Consider the following 16,801-nt stretch of genomic DNA (forward strand, 5'->3'; position numbering starts at 1 on the left):
GCGTGCGGACGAACGGCGCTGCTAGGCTTCGTCTCGTCTGTGAGTTTCCGGCTTCGTCGACAGGGCTGGAAAAACTGCGGCGACATGGCGGGCCGTGCGTACGGCAAAACCGTGTGGTCCTGGCCGTCGTTGCTACGGTCAAGCCTTGCGAAGATGCGAGCGAGCCCAACCGGGCGGACTGCATCATCCAATTCGCGGGGCGAGGGAGGCCAGAAGGAAAGTTCGGCTCCCGGGAGATCACGGCATAAGCCGTCCGACCATCGCGCAGGGAAGGCCGAGTGATCGGCACCACCTGTATGCTGCTGTGCGGTTCTTCCTGCGGGTGCATTTTCGCGCAGCGGACCGCGGGTGCGAGCTGGCACCCGGCCTTCCCTGTGCCCTCTTGGCTTTGAGGGTGGAGCAACGAAGCAAAGCTCGGGCGAAACGCGCCGCGAGGCTGCGAAGGCGCGTCTGCCACCACGCACTCAGTGTCATCGCCCGCGAAGGCGGGCGATCCAGTATTCCGAGACGGCAGTAATTGACTGGATACGCCGCGGCGTACTGGATTCCCCGCTTTCGCAGGGAATGACAGCGTCACTTGGAGAAGCAAGCGGTCGGGCTCACACTCCGTCATTGCGAGGAGCCCTTGCGACGAAGCAATCCAGAGTCTTTCCGCGGAGGGATTCTGGATTGCTTCCGCCTTCGCCAAGGCTTCGGCGGACAAGTCGCTGCGCTCGCAATGACGACGCTGAGAGAGCGCGCGCCTCACTTCGTTCTCGTGCCCCGGACGCAGCGCAGCGCTCCTTCAGCGGTGTGCTGCTGAGCCGGGGTCCATCTCACTGCGACCGCCGGTGTCGCCTTCTGGGTCCCGGCTCTGCGCAGAGCCACTGCGTGCCGTAGCGCGTCCGGGACAGGAGAGTGCCCCTAATTCAACACCCGCTTGCTGTCGGGGCTGTCCAGCGAGAACGCCGGCACGTCGATCTCGAAGCGCTCGCCGCTTTCGCTGACCATCTGGTAGCGGCCGGTCATGAAGCCGGAGGCGGTCGAGAGTGGGACGCCGGAGGTGTATTCGAACCGTTCGCCGGGGGCCAGGATCGGCTGCTCGCCGACCACGCCTTCGCCCTTCACCTCCTGCTGGCGGCCGGAGGCATCGGTGATGATCCAGTGCCGCGTCTTGAGCTGCACGGTCTCCTCGCCGGAATTGGTGATGACGATGGTGTAGGACCAGAAGTAGCGGGAGCGGTCGGCCGACGACTGCTCCGGAACAAAGTTCGGCTCGACGGTCACTTCGATCTGGCGGGTCACGGCGCGGTACATGGCTGCTACCATACCGAAATCGGGCGCAGGAACCAAACGCCGCAGACGGCTTTGGCGACATCGTCCCGCCAGAATTCGAAGGGAATGACACCCACGAGGGAAACACCCGCAGGAAATACCCCAAAGGGAAACGCCCGCGAGAGATCCCCCATGGTATCCGGCCGCTTTGCGGTACAATGACCGGACCGGTACACTCCTCGAGACGTCGCGATTTGCGGAAGGGTTTTTGGGCCCCGATGACCATTGCCGACCAAGTGACGGGATCGACGATCACGGGAACCGCCAAGCCCGCGGAGGCGAAGCCGCGCGCGAGGGCGCCGGCCATCACGCTGCCCACCATCGGTGAGCGCGAGCTTCGGCTCGATCTGTTCCGCGGGCTCGCGCTGTGGCTGATCTTCATCGACCATCTGCCGACCAGTCTTTTGACCTGGTTCACGATCCGTAATTACGGCTTCAGCGACGCCACGGAGATCTTCATCTTCATCTCCGGCTACACCGCCGCCTTCGTCTATGGCCGGGCGATGCTGGAGAGCGGCTTCGTCATCGCCACCGCGCGCATCCTGCGACGCGTCTGGCAGATCTACGTCGCCCATGTCTTCCTGTTCACGATCTTCCTCGCCGAGATCTCCTATGTGGCGACCAGCTTCGAGAACCCGCTCTACACCGAAGAGATGGGGATCATGGATTTCCTCAAGCAGCCCGACGTCACCATCGTGCAGGCGCTGCTGTTGCGCTTCCGTCCCGTCAACATGGACGTGCTGCCGCTCTACATCGTGCTGATGCTGGCGTTGCCGCTGATCCTTTATTCGATGAAGTGGCGGCCGGACGTCACGCTCGGCCTCTCGGTCGTGCTCTATGCGGTGACCTGGGAATTCGACCTCTACTTCTCCGCCTATCCGAATGGCTTCTGGGCGTTCAATCCGTTGGCCTGGCAATTGCTGTTCGTGTTCGGTGCATGGTGCGCGCTCGGAGGTGCGCGCCGGATGTCGCGTATCCTGGCCTCTCCGGTGACGATGTGGATCTCGATCGCCTATCTCGCCGCGGCGTTCTACGTGACGCTGACCTGGTACGTGCCGCAGCTCTCCCAATTCATGCCGAAGCGGATCGAGCAGTGGATGTACCCGATCGACAAGACCGACCTGGACGTGCTGCGCTTCACGCATTTCCTGGCGCTGGCGGCGCTCACCGTGCGCTTCCTGCCCCGGGATTGGCCGGGCTTGAAATCGCGCTGGCTGCGGCCATTGATTCTATGTGGGCAGCACTCCCTCGAGATCTTCTGCCTCGGCGTCTTCCTGGCCTTTGCCGGCCATTTCATTCTCGCCGAAGTCTCCGGCGGTGCAGCCATGCATGCGCTGATTAGTCTCTCGGGGGTGCTGATCATGTGGGGCGTAGCCTGGGTGATTTCGTGGTACAAGCGCGTGGCTGACAAGAGCGGCACGAAAACCAAGAACGCCGATCTGGCGGGAGGGGGCTGATGAAGGCGAAGGTTCTCCTGAGCCTGATCCTGCTATGCGGTAGCCTCGCCGCGCCTGCGGCGCGCGCGGGTGATGCTGCGCCCGCGGCATCCACTGCGCCCGCCACCTGCGAAGTGCCGTCCTATCTGCTTACCAGCGAAAGTCAGCTTCCCAAGGTCGCCGACGCCGTCAAGGCCGGCAAGCCGCTCGAGATCCTGGTCGTCGGCAGCCGCTCCACCACGATTCCGTCGTCGGAGAGCAGCTCCTATCCGGCGCGCATGGAGGCGATCCTCAAGGAGAAGCTGCCGGCATCCGAGGTGGTGCACATCTCCGTAGAAATACAGAGCAAGCGAACGGCGGAGGAGGCCGCCTCCACCTTCGTTAAGCTGATGGAAGCAAAACCGCCTACTTTGGTGATCTGGCAGACCGGGACCGTGGACGCCATCCGATCCATCGATCCCGATGAATTTCGCAGCGCGGTGACCGCAGGGGTTGTTGCGTTGCAAAAGGCAGGGGCCGACGTCGTCTTGATGAATTTGCAGTACAGCCCGCGCACCGAAACGATGATCTCGGCCCAACCGTTTCTCGATAATATGCGCGTGGTGGCACAGGAGCATGATATTCCGTTGTTCGATCGTTTCGCGATCATGCGGCAGTGGAACGATCAGGGTCAGTTCGACCTGTTCAGCCCGTCCCGCGGGCCCGAGCTGGCGAAACAGGTTCATGATTGCCTTGGCCGGGCGTTGGCACAGTTCGTGATCGACGCAGCCCATCTGGAGCCGGCCCAGCAGCAAAATTGAGGTCTAGCGTTAATGAGTTCTCTCCGCCCTTTTTGCCTGACGGCATGGCTGGCCGCGCCTGCAGCAGCAATGCTGTTGTTGCTGGCGCCGGCCGCGCAATCGCATGCGCAGACGCAAGCCGCACAGACGACACAAGCACCGGCGCAGTCGGCTGATCCCGCTCCCGCTTCGCCCTCCCAGACCACCGTGGCCGTGACCTCACCGGAGCAACGCGGCGTCACGTCGCGCGCCATCGACAAGGTGAAGCAGGTCGCCAAATCCGCCGCCGACATTTTCAGCCGCGTGCCTTGCCTGCCGCCGAAGGATGGATCGAAAGCGATGGGCTCGCTGCCGCATGTCGCGGGCAAGCTCGTCGCGGGCAAGCCCGTCGTCATCGTCGCGTTCGGCTCGTCGTCGACGGCAGGGTTCGGCGCGAGCTCGCCGGAGTTCAACTATCCGAACCGCCTCGCCGCGCAGCTGCGCCGGCACTATCCGACCGCCGACATCACCGTTGTCAATGCCGGCGTCGGCGGCGAGGACGCGCCCGAGATGATGAAGCGCCTGCAGACGCAGGTAATCGACGTGCATCCGGATCTCGTGATCTGGCAGGTCGGCACCAACGCCGTGCTGCGCAATCTCGATCCCGGCGAGACCGCAAAGCTGGTCGAGGACGGCATCAGCCGCATCCAGGCCGCCGGTGATTCCGACATCGTGCTGGTCGATCCGCAATATTCGCCGGCCGTCAACCAGCGCAAGGAGAGCGCCGGCAAGATGGTGAAGCTGCTCGGCAATGTCGCCGAGCTTCGTCACGTCGGCATCTTCCCGCGCTTCGAGGTGATGCGCGACTGGCACGAGAAGCAATCGATCCCGGTGGAGAGCTTCGTCATTGCGGACGGCCTGCACATGAACGATTGGGGCTATGCCTGCTTCGCCCAGCTGCTCGGCGACGACATCATCCGCTCCGTCGGCCAGATCAAGCTCGGCGTGAACGTGCCGGCCGATGTGCGGACGTATCGGCCGATGTAACCGTGCCGTAGGGTCGGTTAGCCCTGCAGATGCGCGAGGCGCATCTGCTCGGCGTAACCCACCCTGCATCAACGGATGCCGACCGAAGTTGGTGGATTACGCCGTGCGAACTGCGCTTCGCGCAGTCGCAGGGCTAGTCCACCCTACGAGGCCTCCGTCGGCTCACGCCTTCTCCAGCGCCGCGGTCAGATCCTCGATCAGATCATCGGCATGCTCGAGCCCCGCCGAGAAGCGAATAAAACCTTCGCCGATGCCGAGGGCGGCGCGGTCTTCCGGCTTCAGGCGCTGATGCGTCGTGGTCGCCGGATGCGTGACGAGGCTCTTGGCGTCGCCGAGATTGTTCGAGATCCTCGCAAGCTTCAGCTCGTTGAGCACGCGGAACGCGGCCGCCTTGCCGCCCTTGACCTCGAAGCCGACCAGCGTCGAGCCGCCGCGCATCTGCTTCTTCACCAGCGCCGCCTGCGGGTGATCGGCGCGGCCGGGATAGACCAGCCGTGCGATCTTCGGGTGGCTCGCCAGCACCTCGGCGATGCGCGCCGCAGTATCGGTCTGCGCGCGCACGCGCACGCCCAGCGTCTCCAGGCCCTTGAGCAGGACCCAGGCGTTGAACGGCGAGATCGAAGGGCCGGTCTGGCGCATGAAATTGTGGATGTGCTCGGCGATGAAGGCTTCCGAAGATAGGATGATGCCGCCCAGGCACCGGCCCTGGCCGTCGATATGCTTGGTCGCGGAATAGACCACGACGTCGGCCCCGAGCGCGAGCGGGCTCTGCCAGATCGGGGTTGCGAACACGTTGTCGACGACGAGCCGCGCGCCGCCCTTGTGCGCGATCTCGGCGATCGAGGGGATGTCGAGCACATCCAAGGTCGGGTTGGTCGGGCTCTCCAGGAAGAACGTCTTGGTGTTCGGCCGCAGCGCCCGCTGCCACTGGTCGAGGTCGAGCCCGTCGACCAGCGTGGTCTCGATGCCGTAGCGCGGCAACAGGTCCTGCACGACATAGAGGCACGAGCCGAACAGCGCCCGCGAGGCGACGACGTGGTCACCGGCCCTCAGCGGCGCCAGGATCGCGGTCGTCACCGCGGCCATGCCGGTCGCCGCCGAGCGCGCCGCCTCGGCGCCCTCGAGCTCGATCATGCGGCGCTCGAACATCGCGATCGTGGGATTGGAGTAGCGCGAATAGATGAAGCCGGGGTCCTCGCCCTTGAACCGCGCCTCGCATTGCTCGGCGGTGTCGTAGACGTAGCCCTGGGTCAGGAACAGCGATTCCGACGTCTCGCCGTATTGCGAGCGCAGGGTGCCGGAATGGACCAGGCGGGTTTCGGGACGGTAGTTGGCAGGCGACTTCGACATAGGTACCTCCGACATGACCGTCTTGTCGAAACGGTCACAAAAAAACCGGCCTGGATATCTCCACGGGCCGGGATCACAGAGGTCCCCGGCCTGTTTAGCGACTTATTTAACGTGGCTGCAAGCCGGCCGGCTCAAATCACCACGGGATAAGTGATGCTCATATTCCGCAATGCCCTTTCCGTCAAGGCGTCCATCGGATAGCCGTAAAAGACTTGTATTTCCGGCATGCCCGGATGCATGAGACCCCTGATGAGGACCCCCGGTTGACGTTCACGGTCGCGCCCGACGCCAATGGTATCCTGCCCGACCGCATGATCGCGGCGATGGCGGAGGCGGGGCTCATCCTGCCCGCCTATGACTTCGTCGAGAGCCAGATCCAGCCGGCGAGCCTCGATCTGCGCCTTGGCGACATCGCCTATCGCGTCCGCGCCAGCTTCCTGCCCGGTCCCGGCGCCACCGTCGCCGAGCGCATCGACGAATTGAAGCTGCACGAGTTCAGCCTCGCCGACGGCGCGGTGCTGGAAACCAACTGCGTCTACATCGTGCCGCTGCTGGAGAGCCTGGCGCTGCCGCCGGAGATCGTCGCGGCCGCCAACCCGAAGAGCTCCACCGGCCGGCTCGACGTCTTCACCCGCGTCATCGCCGACGGCACCCGCCGCTTCGACATGATCGGCGCCGGCTATCACGGTCCGCTCTATGCCGAGATCAGCCCGAAGACGTTTCCGGTGCTGGTGCGCGAAGGCTCGCGCCTCAGCCAGGTGCGCTTCCGCACCGGCGATGCCATCCTCAACGCCGACGAGCTCGATGGCTTGCATGCCACTGAACGTCTCGTCGACGTCGACGATGCCGATCTCTCGGGGGGCGTTGCCGTCTCCGTCGACCTGTCCGGCGAGAAAGCGAGCGGCTTCGTCGGCTACCGCGCCAAGCGCCACACCGGCGTCGTCGACGTCGATCGCCGCTCCGGCTACGCGGTGGAAGATTTCTGGGAGCCGATGTCGGCGCGTCCCGACGGCAGCCTGATCCTCGACCCCGGCGAGTTCTACATCCTCGCCTCGAAGGAAGCCGTGCAGGTGCCGCCCGACTACGCCGCGGAAATGGTGCCGTTCGATCCCTTGGTCGGCGAATTCCGCGTGCATTATGCCGGATTCTTCGATCCCGGCTTCGGCTATGCCGGTGCCGGCGGGTTGGGATCGCGTGCCGTGCTTGAAGTTCGCTCGCGCGAAGTGCCGTTCATCCTCGAGCACGGCCAGATCGTCGGCCGTCTCGTCTACGAGAAGATGCTGGCCCGTCCCGACGCGATGTACGGCCAGCGCATCGGTTCGAACTACCAGGCCCAGGGCCTCAAACTATCGAAGCATTTTCGGGTGTAGCGGCACATCCTACTGTCATGCCCCGGCTTGACCGGGGCATCCAGTACGCCGCGGCTTGTCGGCTCAATCACCGCGGCCTCTGGAATACTGGATCGCCGGATCAAGTCGGGCGATGACACCGGTGTGTGTCGGAGTGCCAGGCAAGATCGCGGACATGGCGAAGGAAATGACATGAGCAATCAATCCGAACTCGACGCGAAGATCGCCGAAGACGTCGCGGATGCGCTGATCTATTCGGATCGTTCCGGCACGATCATGCGGTGGAACCGTGCCGCGGCGGCCCTGTTCGGTTTCTCTGCTGCTGAGGCGCTCGGCCAGAATCTCGATCTGATCATTCCAGAACATTTGCGCGCCGCGCACTGGAAAGGTTTCGAGGCCGCACTCGCGAGCGGCGCCATGAAGCTCGCGGGCAAGCCGACGCTGACCCGCGCGCTGCACAAGAGCGGACGCAAGCTCTACATCGAGATGACGTTCGCATTGGTGCGGGATTCCGGCGGCAACGTCCTGGGGTCCGTGGCGATGGCGCGCGATGTCACCGAACGGGTCGAGCGTGAGCGCGCGGCCAAGGCGCGGCCGCAAACTTCGTGATGCGGAATGGGCGGGCGTCCGCGCAGGGCGCCCTGCACGGGCGTCATGTTGCCTGCCGTGGGGTGCAGTGACACACTCGATCGAAACAACGATCGGGAGCGAGCATGGCCGCCGCTGTAGACGCCGCGCAGGAAGCCCAATACAAGCGCTGGCGCGCGGTCGCCGACCTCTATCACGCCTATTTCACCGGCCTCATCCTCACCGTCGTGACACGACGCGGCACTGCGGATGCCGCCGAGTTCGTGTTCCGCGTATTTCGCCGTCAGCAGCAGGAGCGCTTCCTGCCGGGCCTGAGGAAGCTCGGCATCGATCATCTGCCGCCGGCGGTGGCGGCTGCGCAATATCACTATCTCTCCAACTGGATCGGCGGCGTGCACGTCGAATACATGTACGAGAGCGACACCAAGGCCTGGATCCGTTATCCGCCGCCGCGCTGGATCTGGAAGGGCACGGCGATCTGCGGCGTGCCGGGCGAGGTGTCCCGTGCGATGCTGCGCGGCTGGCACGCCAACAATGGCGCAGCCCTCGGAGATCTCCGCCTCGGCTTCGTCTGCACCAAGCAGAGTGTCGACGGCCAGGACGGGCTCGAAGGCTATTACCATCAGTACGATCATCCGCTCGAGCTGGACCAGCGGCTCGTCTTCGCGCGCCACCTCGAAGCGCCGCCATTCGATGCGAAGATCGCGCCGGCTTTGCCGGTCGCGAGCTGGCCGAGGCCGCGTCTGGAGAAGGCCTATCGCAATTACGCGATGGAATATGTGCGGACCGCGGCCCCCGTGATGGTGCAGCTGTTCGGCCCTGAAGACGCCGGCTATCTGCTGCGCCTCACCGGCAAGCTGATCGGGATGCAATATTTCGACGAGGTCGCAGCCGCGCTGGCGATGAGCCGCGGCGGGGTGAGCGAATTTGCAGCATTCCTGAATGCGCTGTTCGCCGCGCAGGATGATCTGGCCGAGATGAAGCAGTCGGAAGGCACGTCTGAACTTCGCCAGCAGAGCTGGAGGCTGATGGACGACGTTGCCGACTATCACCCCGCTTGCGCCAGGGTGCTGGAGGGATTGTTCGAAGGCCTGGCTGCCGGATGCGGACGGCATATCGCCGTGCATCTGCGCCCTGCCGCTGGCGGGCGACCGCCGCTGCTCTGGACGATTGGATAGACGGCAGTGCTGCCGCGGCTACCACCTCGCCGCAGGCGGGGAGAGGGAGAGGAGAGAGCCGCAATTCCATCCATCGAAATGCGCTGTCGCAGGGCACGCCTGCATCTGGCGCAGGAGGAATCGCTCCGTGCCGTGCTAACAAGCGTGCACCGCGCCCTGTGCGCGAACAAATTGATTGGCACACCTACGCATTGCCGCGCCGCAAAGGGCGCCCGAGCCCCGGAGAGGACATGTCCGACATCGCCGAGATCCCGGTCGATGAGCAAGAGCGTCCGCTGCCGCCGCCGCCGCGGCCGGTGCGAAGCGCGCTGACCGACGGGCCGATCCTGCGCACGCTGCTCGGCCTCGCCTGGCCCAACGCGATCGCGCTGTCGGCCGGCACCTGCACGGTGATCGCGGAAACTTCCTATATCGGCCGGCTCGGCGTCGAGGCGCTGGCGGCGATGGCGCTGGTGTTCCCGACCATCATTCTGACCATGACGATGTCGGGCGGCGCCATGGGTGGCGCGGTGGCGTCCGCCATTGCACGCGCGCTCGGTGCCGGGAACCGTGAGCGCGCCGGCACGCTCGCCGCGCACGCGATGCTGATCGGCATCAGCTTCGGCCTCGTCTTCATGCTGGGCATGCTGATCTTCGGACCCAAAGTGCTGGAGATGCTCGGCGGCCGCGGCGATGTGCTGACCCATGCGATCGCCTACACGCAGGTGTTTTTCGGCGGCGCCGTGCTGCCCTGGCTGCTCAACACCATGGCCGGCGTGTTGCGCGGCACCGGCAACATGAAGCTGCCGTCGTTCCTGATCCTCAACTCCGCGGCCTGGCAGATCGTGCTCGGCGGCACGCTCGGCCTCGGGCTCGGCCCGGTGCCGCAGTTCGGCATGCGCGGCGTCGCGGCCGGCGCGCTGATGGCCTATTCCATGAACATCTGCATCATGGGCTGGTACCTGTTCTCCGGCCGCGCGCGCGTCGTACCGAAGCTGCGCGGCCTGCGCATTCAATGGGCGATGTTTTTCGACATCCTGAAGGTCGGCGCCATCGCCTGCTTCTCGCCGCTGCAATCGGTGCTGACGATCTCGATTTTCACCCACATGCTGGCGCAGTTCGGTACCGCGATCCTCGCCGGCTACGGCATCGGTGCGCGGCTCGAATTCCTGCTGACCTCGATCGCGTTCTCGTTCGGCATCGCCTGTGTGCCGATGGTCGGGATGGCGATCGGCGCAGGCAACGTCGCGCGCGCCCGGCGCATCGCCTGGATCGCCAGTGCAGCCGCCTTCGTGGCCGTCGGCGCACCGGCCTGCGTCGTTGCGATGTTCCCCGACCTCTGGATCAACATCTTCACCGACAGCGCGGCCGTGCGCGCGGCGAGTCATCAATATCTCTCGACGGTCGGGCCGTTCTACGCCTTTTTCGGCATCGCCACGGTGATGTACTTCTCCTCGCAAGGCGCGGCCAAGGTGATCGGGCCGGTGCTGGCGCAGACGGCGCGGCTGATCTACATCTCCGCCGTCGGCTGGTGGTTGTCGACGCACGCGGCGACCGCGCAGAGCTTCTTCTGGCTGGCTGCGAGCTCGATGGTCGTGCTTGGCCTGCTCTCGTCCTCCAGCGTCGTGCTGACGCGCTGGGGACCGCGCATCAGCAAGCCTGCGATCAGACCGGTGCTATCAGGCGCTGCCGACTAGCGATGCCTGTGGCGGACGCGAGGGCGGAGCTCTGTGCGAAAATCACAGAGCTTGATCAGGCTGCAACCGGTGGGAATGCTCTGCGCAAGGCAGCCACGGCCTCCCGGGTCTGCCCTTCGACATAGGCTGCAAGCTCGTTCGGCAGCATGTCGATGATCCACACCAGGCGGCTATTCCGCTCGCCGTCGGCGATCACCTGCACCGAGGCGCTGTAGTGCTTCAGCCGCTCGTTGCTGATGGCATAGACCAGCCGCCGCCGCGCGTCGTCGCAATCGACCAGCACCTCGCGCGCCACCGAACCGTTGGCGAAGGTGACGATGCGCGCATCGCCATCGAGCGTGCAGGCCGTGACGAATCCGGGCGCCAGCCGTTCATGCAGCGCGCCGAAGTCGCGCACCGCGCCCCAGACGTCGCGCGCCGGGGCGGGGAGGGGGATGTCGTTGTGGATGGAGGCCATGAAGGTGTCCTTGATTGCGATAAGTGGTGCCACAGATACCGTCATTGCGAGCACAGCGAAGCAATCCAGAAATGTCTCCGCGGGCACAGTCTGGATTGCTTCGTCGCATCAGCGCAAAATTGCTTCGCAATTTTGTCGCGAGCTCTTCGCAATGACGGAGGAGAGAGTTCAGGTACAAACCGCCTCGACATTGTTGCCATCGGGATCGATCAGGAACGCCGCGTAATAGGTCGGGCTGTAATCCTTGCGCGGTCCGGCGCCGCCATTGTCGCGGCCGCCGCTCTTCAAGCCCTCGCTGTGGAACGCCTTGACTGCGTCATGGCTCGCGGCGCGAAACGCAATGTGCGCGCCATCGGCCTTGCGGCCCTTGTCGAGGTGCAGCCACAGCGCCGGCGCGCCCTTCGGCCCGAAGCCGGCATAACCGTCGCCGCTGGAGCACAGGACGTAACCGAGCGGCGCCAGCACCGCGGTGTAGAAGCGCGTCGCGGCGTCGAGGTCGGCAACGCGAAGTCCGATGTGGTCGTACATGTTCGTCTCCATGTGCAAAGCGCGCCGAAAATGGCACGCGCCGGAGACGAAGCTATTCAATTGAGGGCGAGCTGCTCTTGGAGAATCTTGCGCATCCCCTTCGAGGCCTGGCGGAACTTGGTCGGCGATAGGCCGGCAGCGCGGTGGAAGGTGCGGACGAAATTGGAGAGATCGCCGAAGCCGACGTCATAGGCGACGTCAGTGACCGCGATCCCATCATCAGCGAGCAGCCGTGCCGCGTGCCGCAGCCGCGACCGCACCAGATATTGATGCGGCGTGACGCCGAGAACGCTCGAGAATAGCCGCAGGAAATGGAACGGGCTGAGGCCCGCCTGCCTGGCTGCCTGTTCGAGATCGACCTCTTCATGCGAATTGTCGTCGATCCACAGCGCGGCCTCGACGGCGCGGCGGCGGTCACGCGCATTGGGCGTGGCCGGCTTGCGCGGCTTGCCCGAGACGACGTCGATGAAGCGGCTGGCCAGGATCTGGCCGACTTCGTCGAGGCCGATGTCGCTGTTGCCATCTGCCGCCGTCTGGGCGAGCTCGCCCAGCACCATCAATTCGGGCAGCGGCGGGGTGGCGCCGACCCGCCAGATCTCGCGCCGGCCACTGAGGGCATCGACCATGTCCTCGCTGAGGAAAAATCCCAGGCAGACATCGCCGCTGACATGCTCATGCGTGCAGGTGTATTCCTCGCCGGGCGCGCCGACCAGCATCGAGCCCGCCACCAGCTCGAAGAAGCCGGCGCGGCAATGGCAGCCGAAGCTGCCGGAGCGGACATAGGCGATGGAATGCCCGGTGCGGCATTCGGCAAACGGCGTATCGTCCGGTCCCGCATCGCAGCGAAACTCGCAGACCGTCATCGATTGTGACGTCAGCAGTGTGGTCGCGTCCATCCCGCCTATCTAGGTAGGCGCGCGGGGCGGAGCAACCGGCAGCAGCACCTCGAACAGCGTCTTGCTGGCGACGGGATGGGCGCCCTCCAGTGCCAGCAGCCGCCGCTTGGAGATCACCCCGCCATAGGGCGAGAGCCGGTCGGTGTAATTGCCGGTTTCCAGCACCCGGTGGCAGGGCACGATCAGCATGTAGGGATTTTTGGCGATCGCCTGCGCCACCGAATGCGCCGCGCCTGAGGCGCCCAGCGCCCTGGCGACCTCGTGATAGGTCCGCGTCTCGCCGCGCGGAATCGAGCAGGCGAACTCATAGACGCGCCGGTTGAAGCCGGACACGCCGCCTGCATCCAGGCTGACCTCGGAAAAATCGGGATCTCCGCCCTGCAGCAGGACCACGATGCCCTCGATCGCAAGCTCGGCATTTTCGGACGGCCGCTGTTCGCGCGCCTCGGGATGGACCTGGAAGATCCGGCGGCGGGTGTCGATCTCTCGCGCCTCCGGCAACTGCACGGCGACGACGCCGGTGCCGCTCCAGATGATGCCGCAGCGGCCTATGGCCGTGTCGAATATCGAATAGCCGCGCCCCACCATGCACACGCCCCACTCAGTGCACGTCTCTCCCCAGACCCGCAATCATAACACCGCCACAATCCGGCGCACCTGGAATCTTATCAGGACGTTAACAACCGCCCGGCCGGGTGCGCCAAACCGCTTGGCGAGGCGCGCCGTCTCGGCTAATCAGGACGGGCGCGAAGCGCATTCGCGGGCGTAGTTCAATGGTAGAACGGCAGCTTCCCAAGCTGCATACGAGGGTTCGATTCCCTTCGCCCGCTCCAAAATTCGCAAGCGATTTCATCGAATTGCCGCTCTGCTATTGATCTATCCGTTCCCACGTTCCCCAACGCGTTCCCTAGTTTTCGTTCTCGTCCTGTTTGCGGGCACGATGCAGCTGACGAAGCTCTGCAACGTGTCGTGATTTTCCGGTCGTGCCGCGGATGTACCGGCGGGTTGTCGACTGCTGAGTGTGTCCGGCCGACGACTGGATCTCTTCGATGGGCGCCAACGCGTCATCCGCTTCCGAAATTGCGCCAGCTCGCGCATGCATATTTTTCACTTCGTCGGGGATGCCCGCGGATCTCGCGATCAGACGCCATTCCCGCGCGTAGGCATCTTCCGCGTAGGGCCGGCCGCTGTTCTCATCGATGATTAACGGGCCGACCCGCCTCTCGGCTGGCACTAGCGGCAACACCCCCAGCACGAGAGGGCAAACCTTCAGATCTGCTACAACCGTCGCGCCGGTCTTGGTGGTGTCTTTCTTGATCACCATCGAGGCCGGAATGTCGGCCCACGTGAGACCGTTCACCCAACGATTGCCGTTGAGCACGATTCCAGTGTCATGCGACCCGCCGGTGATGGGCTCCCATTCACCGATAACGTCTTTCTGGCGCATCATCGTCTCGAACTGCAGCGCCGTTCCTAATGCCAGCGAAATCCTACCAGCGTTGATCGCTGCAGGAATGAACGCCTCGACGTGGTGCAGCTCGAGCTTCACTCGAGATCGAGCGCCGCCCTTGAACCGCATCTTGGACAAAATGCCGTGCAGCCGCTCGCAATGTGGGAGCTCCGCCGCAGCCCCGAACGTAACTATCTGTCGAAGCAGCTTGATAATCTTCACCGCGCGATCGATGCGCTCTTTTCCGCCGGGCTTTTTTGGCTGCTTCGCAGCCTCGTACCAGCGTTTAAAATCGGTATTGCCTAACGACGAAAGCGAGCGGGCGCCGAACGCATTCTCGATCGTCTTGAGGATGCGTGTCTCACGATCGCGCCAATTCCATTTGTGCTCGAGGAACGGACTGGCCGGGTCGGTCTGATAGCGACGGCTGAGCGCAAGAACCGTCCCATCGAAGTGAGGCACGGCGCGCTTGTGCCCGCTAGCCCACGCCTTCATTTCAGCGTCCAAGCGCTGACACGCCGCCTCGATTAGGCGATGGTCAGCCGGATCGTGAATGTTGTAGTGCAGGCGCACCAGGCGAGGAGTGTAGCCCGCTTTCGCAATGTCGGTGCGGGCGGCCCAATAGAGCCGTTCGGCATTCCTGCCTCGCGGCTTTAAGCCAGGTGCGTTGAGTCCATGTTTACTTGAGGGCATCGAGATCTTCTCCTCCATCAGGTTGAAAGACCTCGACGATAGACAACCCATAGCGCCTGTTCCACCACGCTAGAACGGCCGGCCAGTATCGGCCGCCCATCACTGGATCAATTCGCGGCAGGCCATCGCGCTCGAGAATGATGGCTTTCCCAGCCCAAGCCCTTGCATCCTGACTTAGACGCCGCGCGATCTCGGCTTCGCACGGAAACAGTCCCCCGCGAGCGCGCGCCATTCAAACCTCCCCGCGCTCAACCAGGCTGGCGAACCGCTCGGCGACTTCCTTGACGATGAAGTCCAGCAATAGAACTGTCGCACCTTCCTTGACTCCCGATGCAGCCACCCCGGCCGTTCCGATTGGGAAAAATATCTGCTCGAAAGGCGTATTCTTGCGATCGACACGCACGACCGCAGCGGTGCCGTCGCGGTAGGCACAAAGCGCGGTTAAGGCGCCGCCGCCAAAGAGCTCGCCTGGCCCGCGCTCGTAGCCAGGCGCCTCGAGAGGATTCGACCTATCTGTAAAATGCCAGGCTGCACTGCAGGCGGCTTTAGGACGCATCCCCAACTCAACGAGTCTTGCCGCGATCGCCATTTGCAGGACGCGTCGCGGAGAGAGCAGCGCCGTAGCGCCCTTTCCGCTTGCACGCCGGTCCATCCTTCTGAGCGGAAGAATTTCCTGCTTCACCCATGACTGGCCGGTGAAAAGATTCAAATTCGCAATTGGTGCGCCGACCGAAATCGGCACCAGCGGTGCGTCAAACATGCTGAGTCTTCCAGGGTTCGGTTAATTCGGAGCCACGCCGCCCAACTACCCTTGACTCGGCTTGCGCCGAGAGGGACGCGCCGAAGGCTTGTGCAGCCTGCGTTCGAGAGCCCTGACGACCTTGGCCGCCCCGATCCTCTCGATTTCACTACCTCGATCATCGAATCAGTAGTGATGCGCTTCGAACTTGGTATGCCCATCCTAACCCAATTGCAAGCGCCGCTGGAGAAGCGGTCCCCAGCGGCGGAAACACTCATTGTGTTCTAGTTCGTCTACGCCAACGCAATTGTCGCGACGCCAGGCAGCAGCTCGGCGCCAGCCAACGCGGCGACGCTCTCGAGGATTCGGCGCTGCGCGCGTGCGCCGGCGTCGGCCGCTTCTACTGTCGCGGCGTCGGTCCAAAGATCGTTGTTCATGAGCGCGCAGGCTCGAGCCTGCAGGACCAGGTCGTCGACTGTTCGGGGCTGATAGCCCATGATCAGGGCCTGAGTTTTAAACAGCTCGGAATTTAAATCGTCCCAGCTGGTCAGCTCGAGATCCTCGACGATCTCGAGCTCGTCGCGACGTCGCTGCTCGCGCCAGCGCTCGTAAAGATCTGCAAACCGTGCAGCCAGGTCGTGAGGAATGCCAGCGCCCGATGCAGCCGCGATCGACGGCGTGGCGATGAGGGGCAGGGCAGCAGTTGAACTCAACGCAGACATAACACTTCTCCGAGTCACCATTGGCTGTTCTGCCGCGGCCGGTTGGCCGGGCAAGCCCGACTTTGCTGCAAAGGCCGCGTGGAGGCCCGTACAGCGAGGTTCGCGCGGCAGGGACAATGGCAACGTCGCAGGGGCGTTCGGCGCGGCTGGTCGCGCTGTGGCCACTTCCGGCGGCACTCTGCCGGCGGCCGAGGCGCGGCGATCCGCCCAGGGCGGAAACATTGGTCGTTCAAGTGTCATGATGGTTGCTCTGCTTTAGGGCTTCTGAAGGCCCGCGCAGCGGGACAGCCGCTGCAGCCGGGGGTTCAGAACTCGCCAGAGCGACGAGCCGGGCGCTTTTACGGGTTGCCCCGCTGGACAGCACGCCCGACCCCGGCCATAAAGGCAGGGTTCGGAGCCGCACCGCCAAGTGCGTCCGTCAAGAACTGTTCTTTCAAAGAACAGTTCTCGTTCAGCCGTCACCCCCGACGCCAATCGGGAGCATCCTGACCAAGGATGTGCGGCTATAGCTCTGGTCCGGGTTCTGAAGCCCACGGACAGATTCCCTGATTTGCAGCCGATTGCCAAGCCCTCCGGGGCGGCTTTCGCGCGCCTTCCAGAGCGGATATGGTCGATCCGGG

The 16,801-nt window shown here is 64.2% G+C and carries 16 protein-coding genes, 1 tRNA gene and 1 riboswitch; of the genes, 8 read left to right on the forward strand and 9 right to left on the reverse strand.

The features are described 5' to 3' along the window. Positions 1 to 903: 903 nt before the first annotated feature. Complete coding sequence (gene apaG / locus UNPA324_RS20805; protein ID WP_164718924.1) at positions 904 to 1,296, reverse strand: Co2+/Mg2+ efflux facilitator ApaG/CorD; 393 nt, start codon at positions 1,294 to 1,296, stop codon at positions 904 to 906. A gap of 236 nt (positions 1,297 to 1,532) precedes the next feature. Here apaG and UNPA324_RS20810 point away from each other — a divergent pair, with 236 nt between their 5' ends. The 3 genes from UNPA324_RS20810 to UNPA324_RS20820 are packed head-to-tail and all read left to right on the forward strand — an operon-like array spanning position 1,533 to position 4,555. After that, a complete protein-coding gene (locus tag UNPA324_RS20810; protein ID WP_128922949.1) occupies positions 1,533 to 2,771 on the forward strand; it encodes an OpgC domain-containing protein in 1,239 nt (412 codons plus the stop codon). Beyond that, positions 2,771 to 3,550 carry an SGNH/GDSL hydrolase family protein gene (locus UNPA324_RS20815; protein WP_128922950.1) on the forward strand — a complete coding sequence of 260 codons (780 nt, stop codon included), beginning with the start codon at positions 2,771 to 2,773 and terminating at the stop codon, positions 3,548 to 3,550. Before UNPA324_RS20810 ends, UNPA324_RS20815 begins: the two co-directional genes overlap by 1 nt. 12 nt (positions 3,551 to 3,562) lie before the next feature. Beyond that, entirely contained in the window at positions 3,563 to 4,555 is a 993-nt protein-coding gene (locus UNPA324_RS20820) for an SGNH/GDSL hydrolase family protein (protein WP_128922951.1), read from the forward strand. A gap of 162 nt (positions 4,556 to 4,717) precedes the next feature. Here UNPA324_RS20820 and UNPA324_RS20825 read toward each other — a convergent pair whose 3' ends face one another. Further along, positions 4,718 to 5,905, reverse strand: coding sequence for an O-succinylhomoserine sulfhydrylase (locus UNPA324_RS20825; protein ID WP_164936689.1), 1,188 nt, complete (start codon positions 5,903 to 5,905; stop codon positions 4,718 to 4,720). Between the two features lie 73 nt (positions 5,906 to 5,978). Then, positions 5,979 to 6,058: riboswitch (SAM riboswitch) on the reverse strand. Positions 6,059 to 6,138: 80 nt separating this feature from the next. Here UNPA324_RS20825 and UNPA324_RS20830 point away from each other — a divergent pair. The 4 genes from UNPA324_RS20830 (at position 6,139) to UNPA324_RS20845 (ending at position 10,696) form a co-directional block, all read left to right on the forward strand. Next, complete coding sequence (locus UNPA324_RS20830; RefSeq protein WP_128922953.1) at positions 6,139 to 7,275, forward strand: 2'-deoxycytidine 5'-triphosphate deaminase; 1,137 nt, start codon at positions 6,139 to 6,141, stop codon at positions 7,273 to 7,275. Between the two features lie 171 nt (positions 7,276 to 7,446). Then, positions 7,447 to 7,863, forward strand: coding sequence for a PAS domain S-box protein (locus UNPA324_RS20835; RefSeq protein ID WP_128922954.1), 417 nt, complete (start codon positions 7,447 to 7,449; stop codon positions 7,861 to 7,863). 104 nt (positions 7,864 to 7,967) lie between these two features. Beyond that, positions 7,968 to 9,020 carry a hypothetical protein gene (locus tag UNPA324_RS20840; RefSeq protein WP_141935719.1) on the forward strand — a complete coding sequence of 351 codons (1,053 nt, stop codon included), beginning with the start codon at positions 7,968 to 7,970 and terminating at the stop codon, positions 9,018 to 9,020. Between the two features lie 230 nt (positions 9,021 to 9,250). After that, positions 9,251 to 10,696 (forward strand): MATE family efflux transporter, encoded by a 1,446-nt coding sequence (locus UNPA324_RS20845; protein WP_141935721.1) that lies wholly within the window; start codon positions 9,251 to 9,253, stop codon positions 10,694 to 10,696. Between the two features lie 55 nt (positions 10,697 to 10,751). Here the strand turns inward: UNPA324_RS20845 and UNPA324_RS20850 are convergent, their stop codons facing one another. From UNPA324_RS20850 to UNPA324_RS20865, 4 genes are all read right to left on the reverse strand, one after another. Next, on the reverse strand, positions 10,752 to 11,153 hold the full coding sequence (locus UNPA324_RS20850) for an SRPBCC family protein (RefSeq protein WP_141935723.1): 402 nt from the start codon (positions 11,151 to 11,153) through the stop codon (positions 10,752 to 10,754). A gap of 168 nt (positions 11,154 to 11,321) precedes the next feature. Beyond that, a complete protein-coding gene (locus tag UNPA324_RS20855; RefSeq protein ID WP_164936691.1) occupies positions 11,322 to 11,681 on the reverse strand; it encodes a VOC family protein in 360 nt (119 codons plus the stop codon). A 56-nt stretch (positions 11,682 to 11,737) separates the two neighbouring features. Then, a complete protein-coding gene (locus UNPA324_RS20860) occupies positions 11,738 to 12,577 on the reverse strand; it encodes a helix-turn-helix transcriptional regulator (RefSeq protein ID WP_128922959.1) in 840 nt (279 codons plus the stop codon). A 9-nt stretch (positions 12,578 to 12,586) separates the two neighbouring features. Next, positions 12,587 to 13,165 (reverse strand): methylated-DNA--[protein]-cysteine S-methyltransferase, encoded by a 579-nt coding sequence (locus UNPA324_RS20865; RefSeq protein ID WP_141935725.1) that lies wholly within the window; start codon positions 13,163 to 13,165, stop codon positions 12,587 to 12,589. A 171-nt stretch (positions 13,166 to 13,336) separates the two neighbouring features. Between UNPA324_RS20865 and UNPA324_RS20870 the strand changes: the two genes are divergently transcribed. Next, a tRNA-Gly gene (locus UNPA324_RS20870) sits at positions 13,337 to 13,410 on the forward strand. 74 nt (positions 13,411 to 13,484) lie between these two features. Here the strand turns inward: UNPA324_RS20870 and UNPA324_RS20875 are convergent. The 3 genes from UNPA324_RS20875 to UNPA324_RS20890 all read right to left on the reverse strand — a co-directional run bounded on the left by UNPA324_RS20875 (position 13,485) and on the right by UNPA324_RS20890 (position 16,181). Then, positions 13,485 to 14,738 (reverse strand): site-specific integrase, encoded by a 1,254-nt coding sequence (locus UNPA324_RS20875; RefSeq protein ID WP_246667193.1) that lies wholly within the window; start codon positions 14,736 to 14,738, stop codon positions 13,485 to 13,487. 214 nt (positions 14,739 to 14,952) lie between these two features. Further along, positions 14,953 to 15,480, reverse strand: coding sequence for a hypothetical protein (locus tag UNPA324_RS20885; RefSeq protein WP_141935731.1), 528 nt, complete (start codon positions 15,478 to 15,480; stop codon positions 14,953 to 14,955). A 272-nt stretch (positions 15,481 to 15,752) separates the two neighbouring features. Further along, a complete protein-coding gene (locus UNPA324_RS20890; protein ID WP_141935733.1) occupies positions 15,753 to 16,181 on the reverse strand; it encodes a hypothetical protein in 429 nt (142 codons plus the stop codon). Between the last annotated feature and the right edge of the window lie 620 nt (positions 16,182 to 16,801).

It is taken from the genome of Bradyrhizobium sp. UNPA324 (genome assembly GCF_006658635.1).
Lineage (GTDB): Bacteria > Pseudomonadota > Alphaproteobacteria > Rhizobiales > Xanthobacteraceae > Bradyrhizobium > Bradyrhizobium nanningense.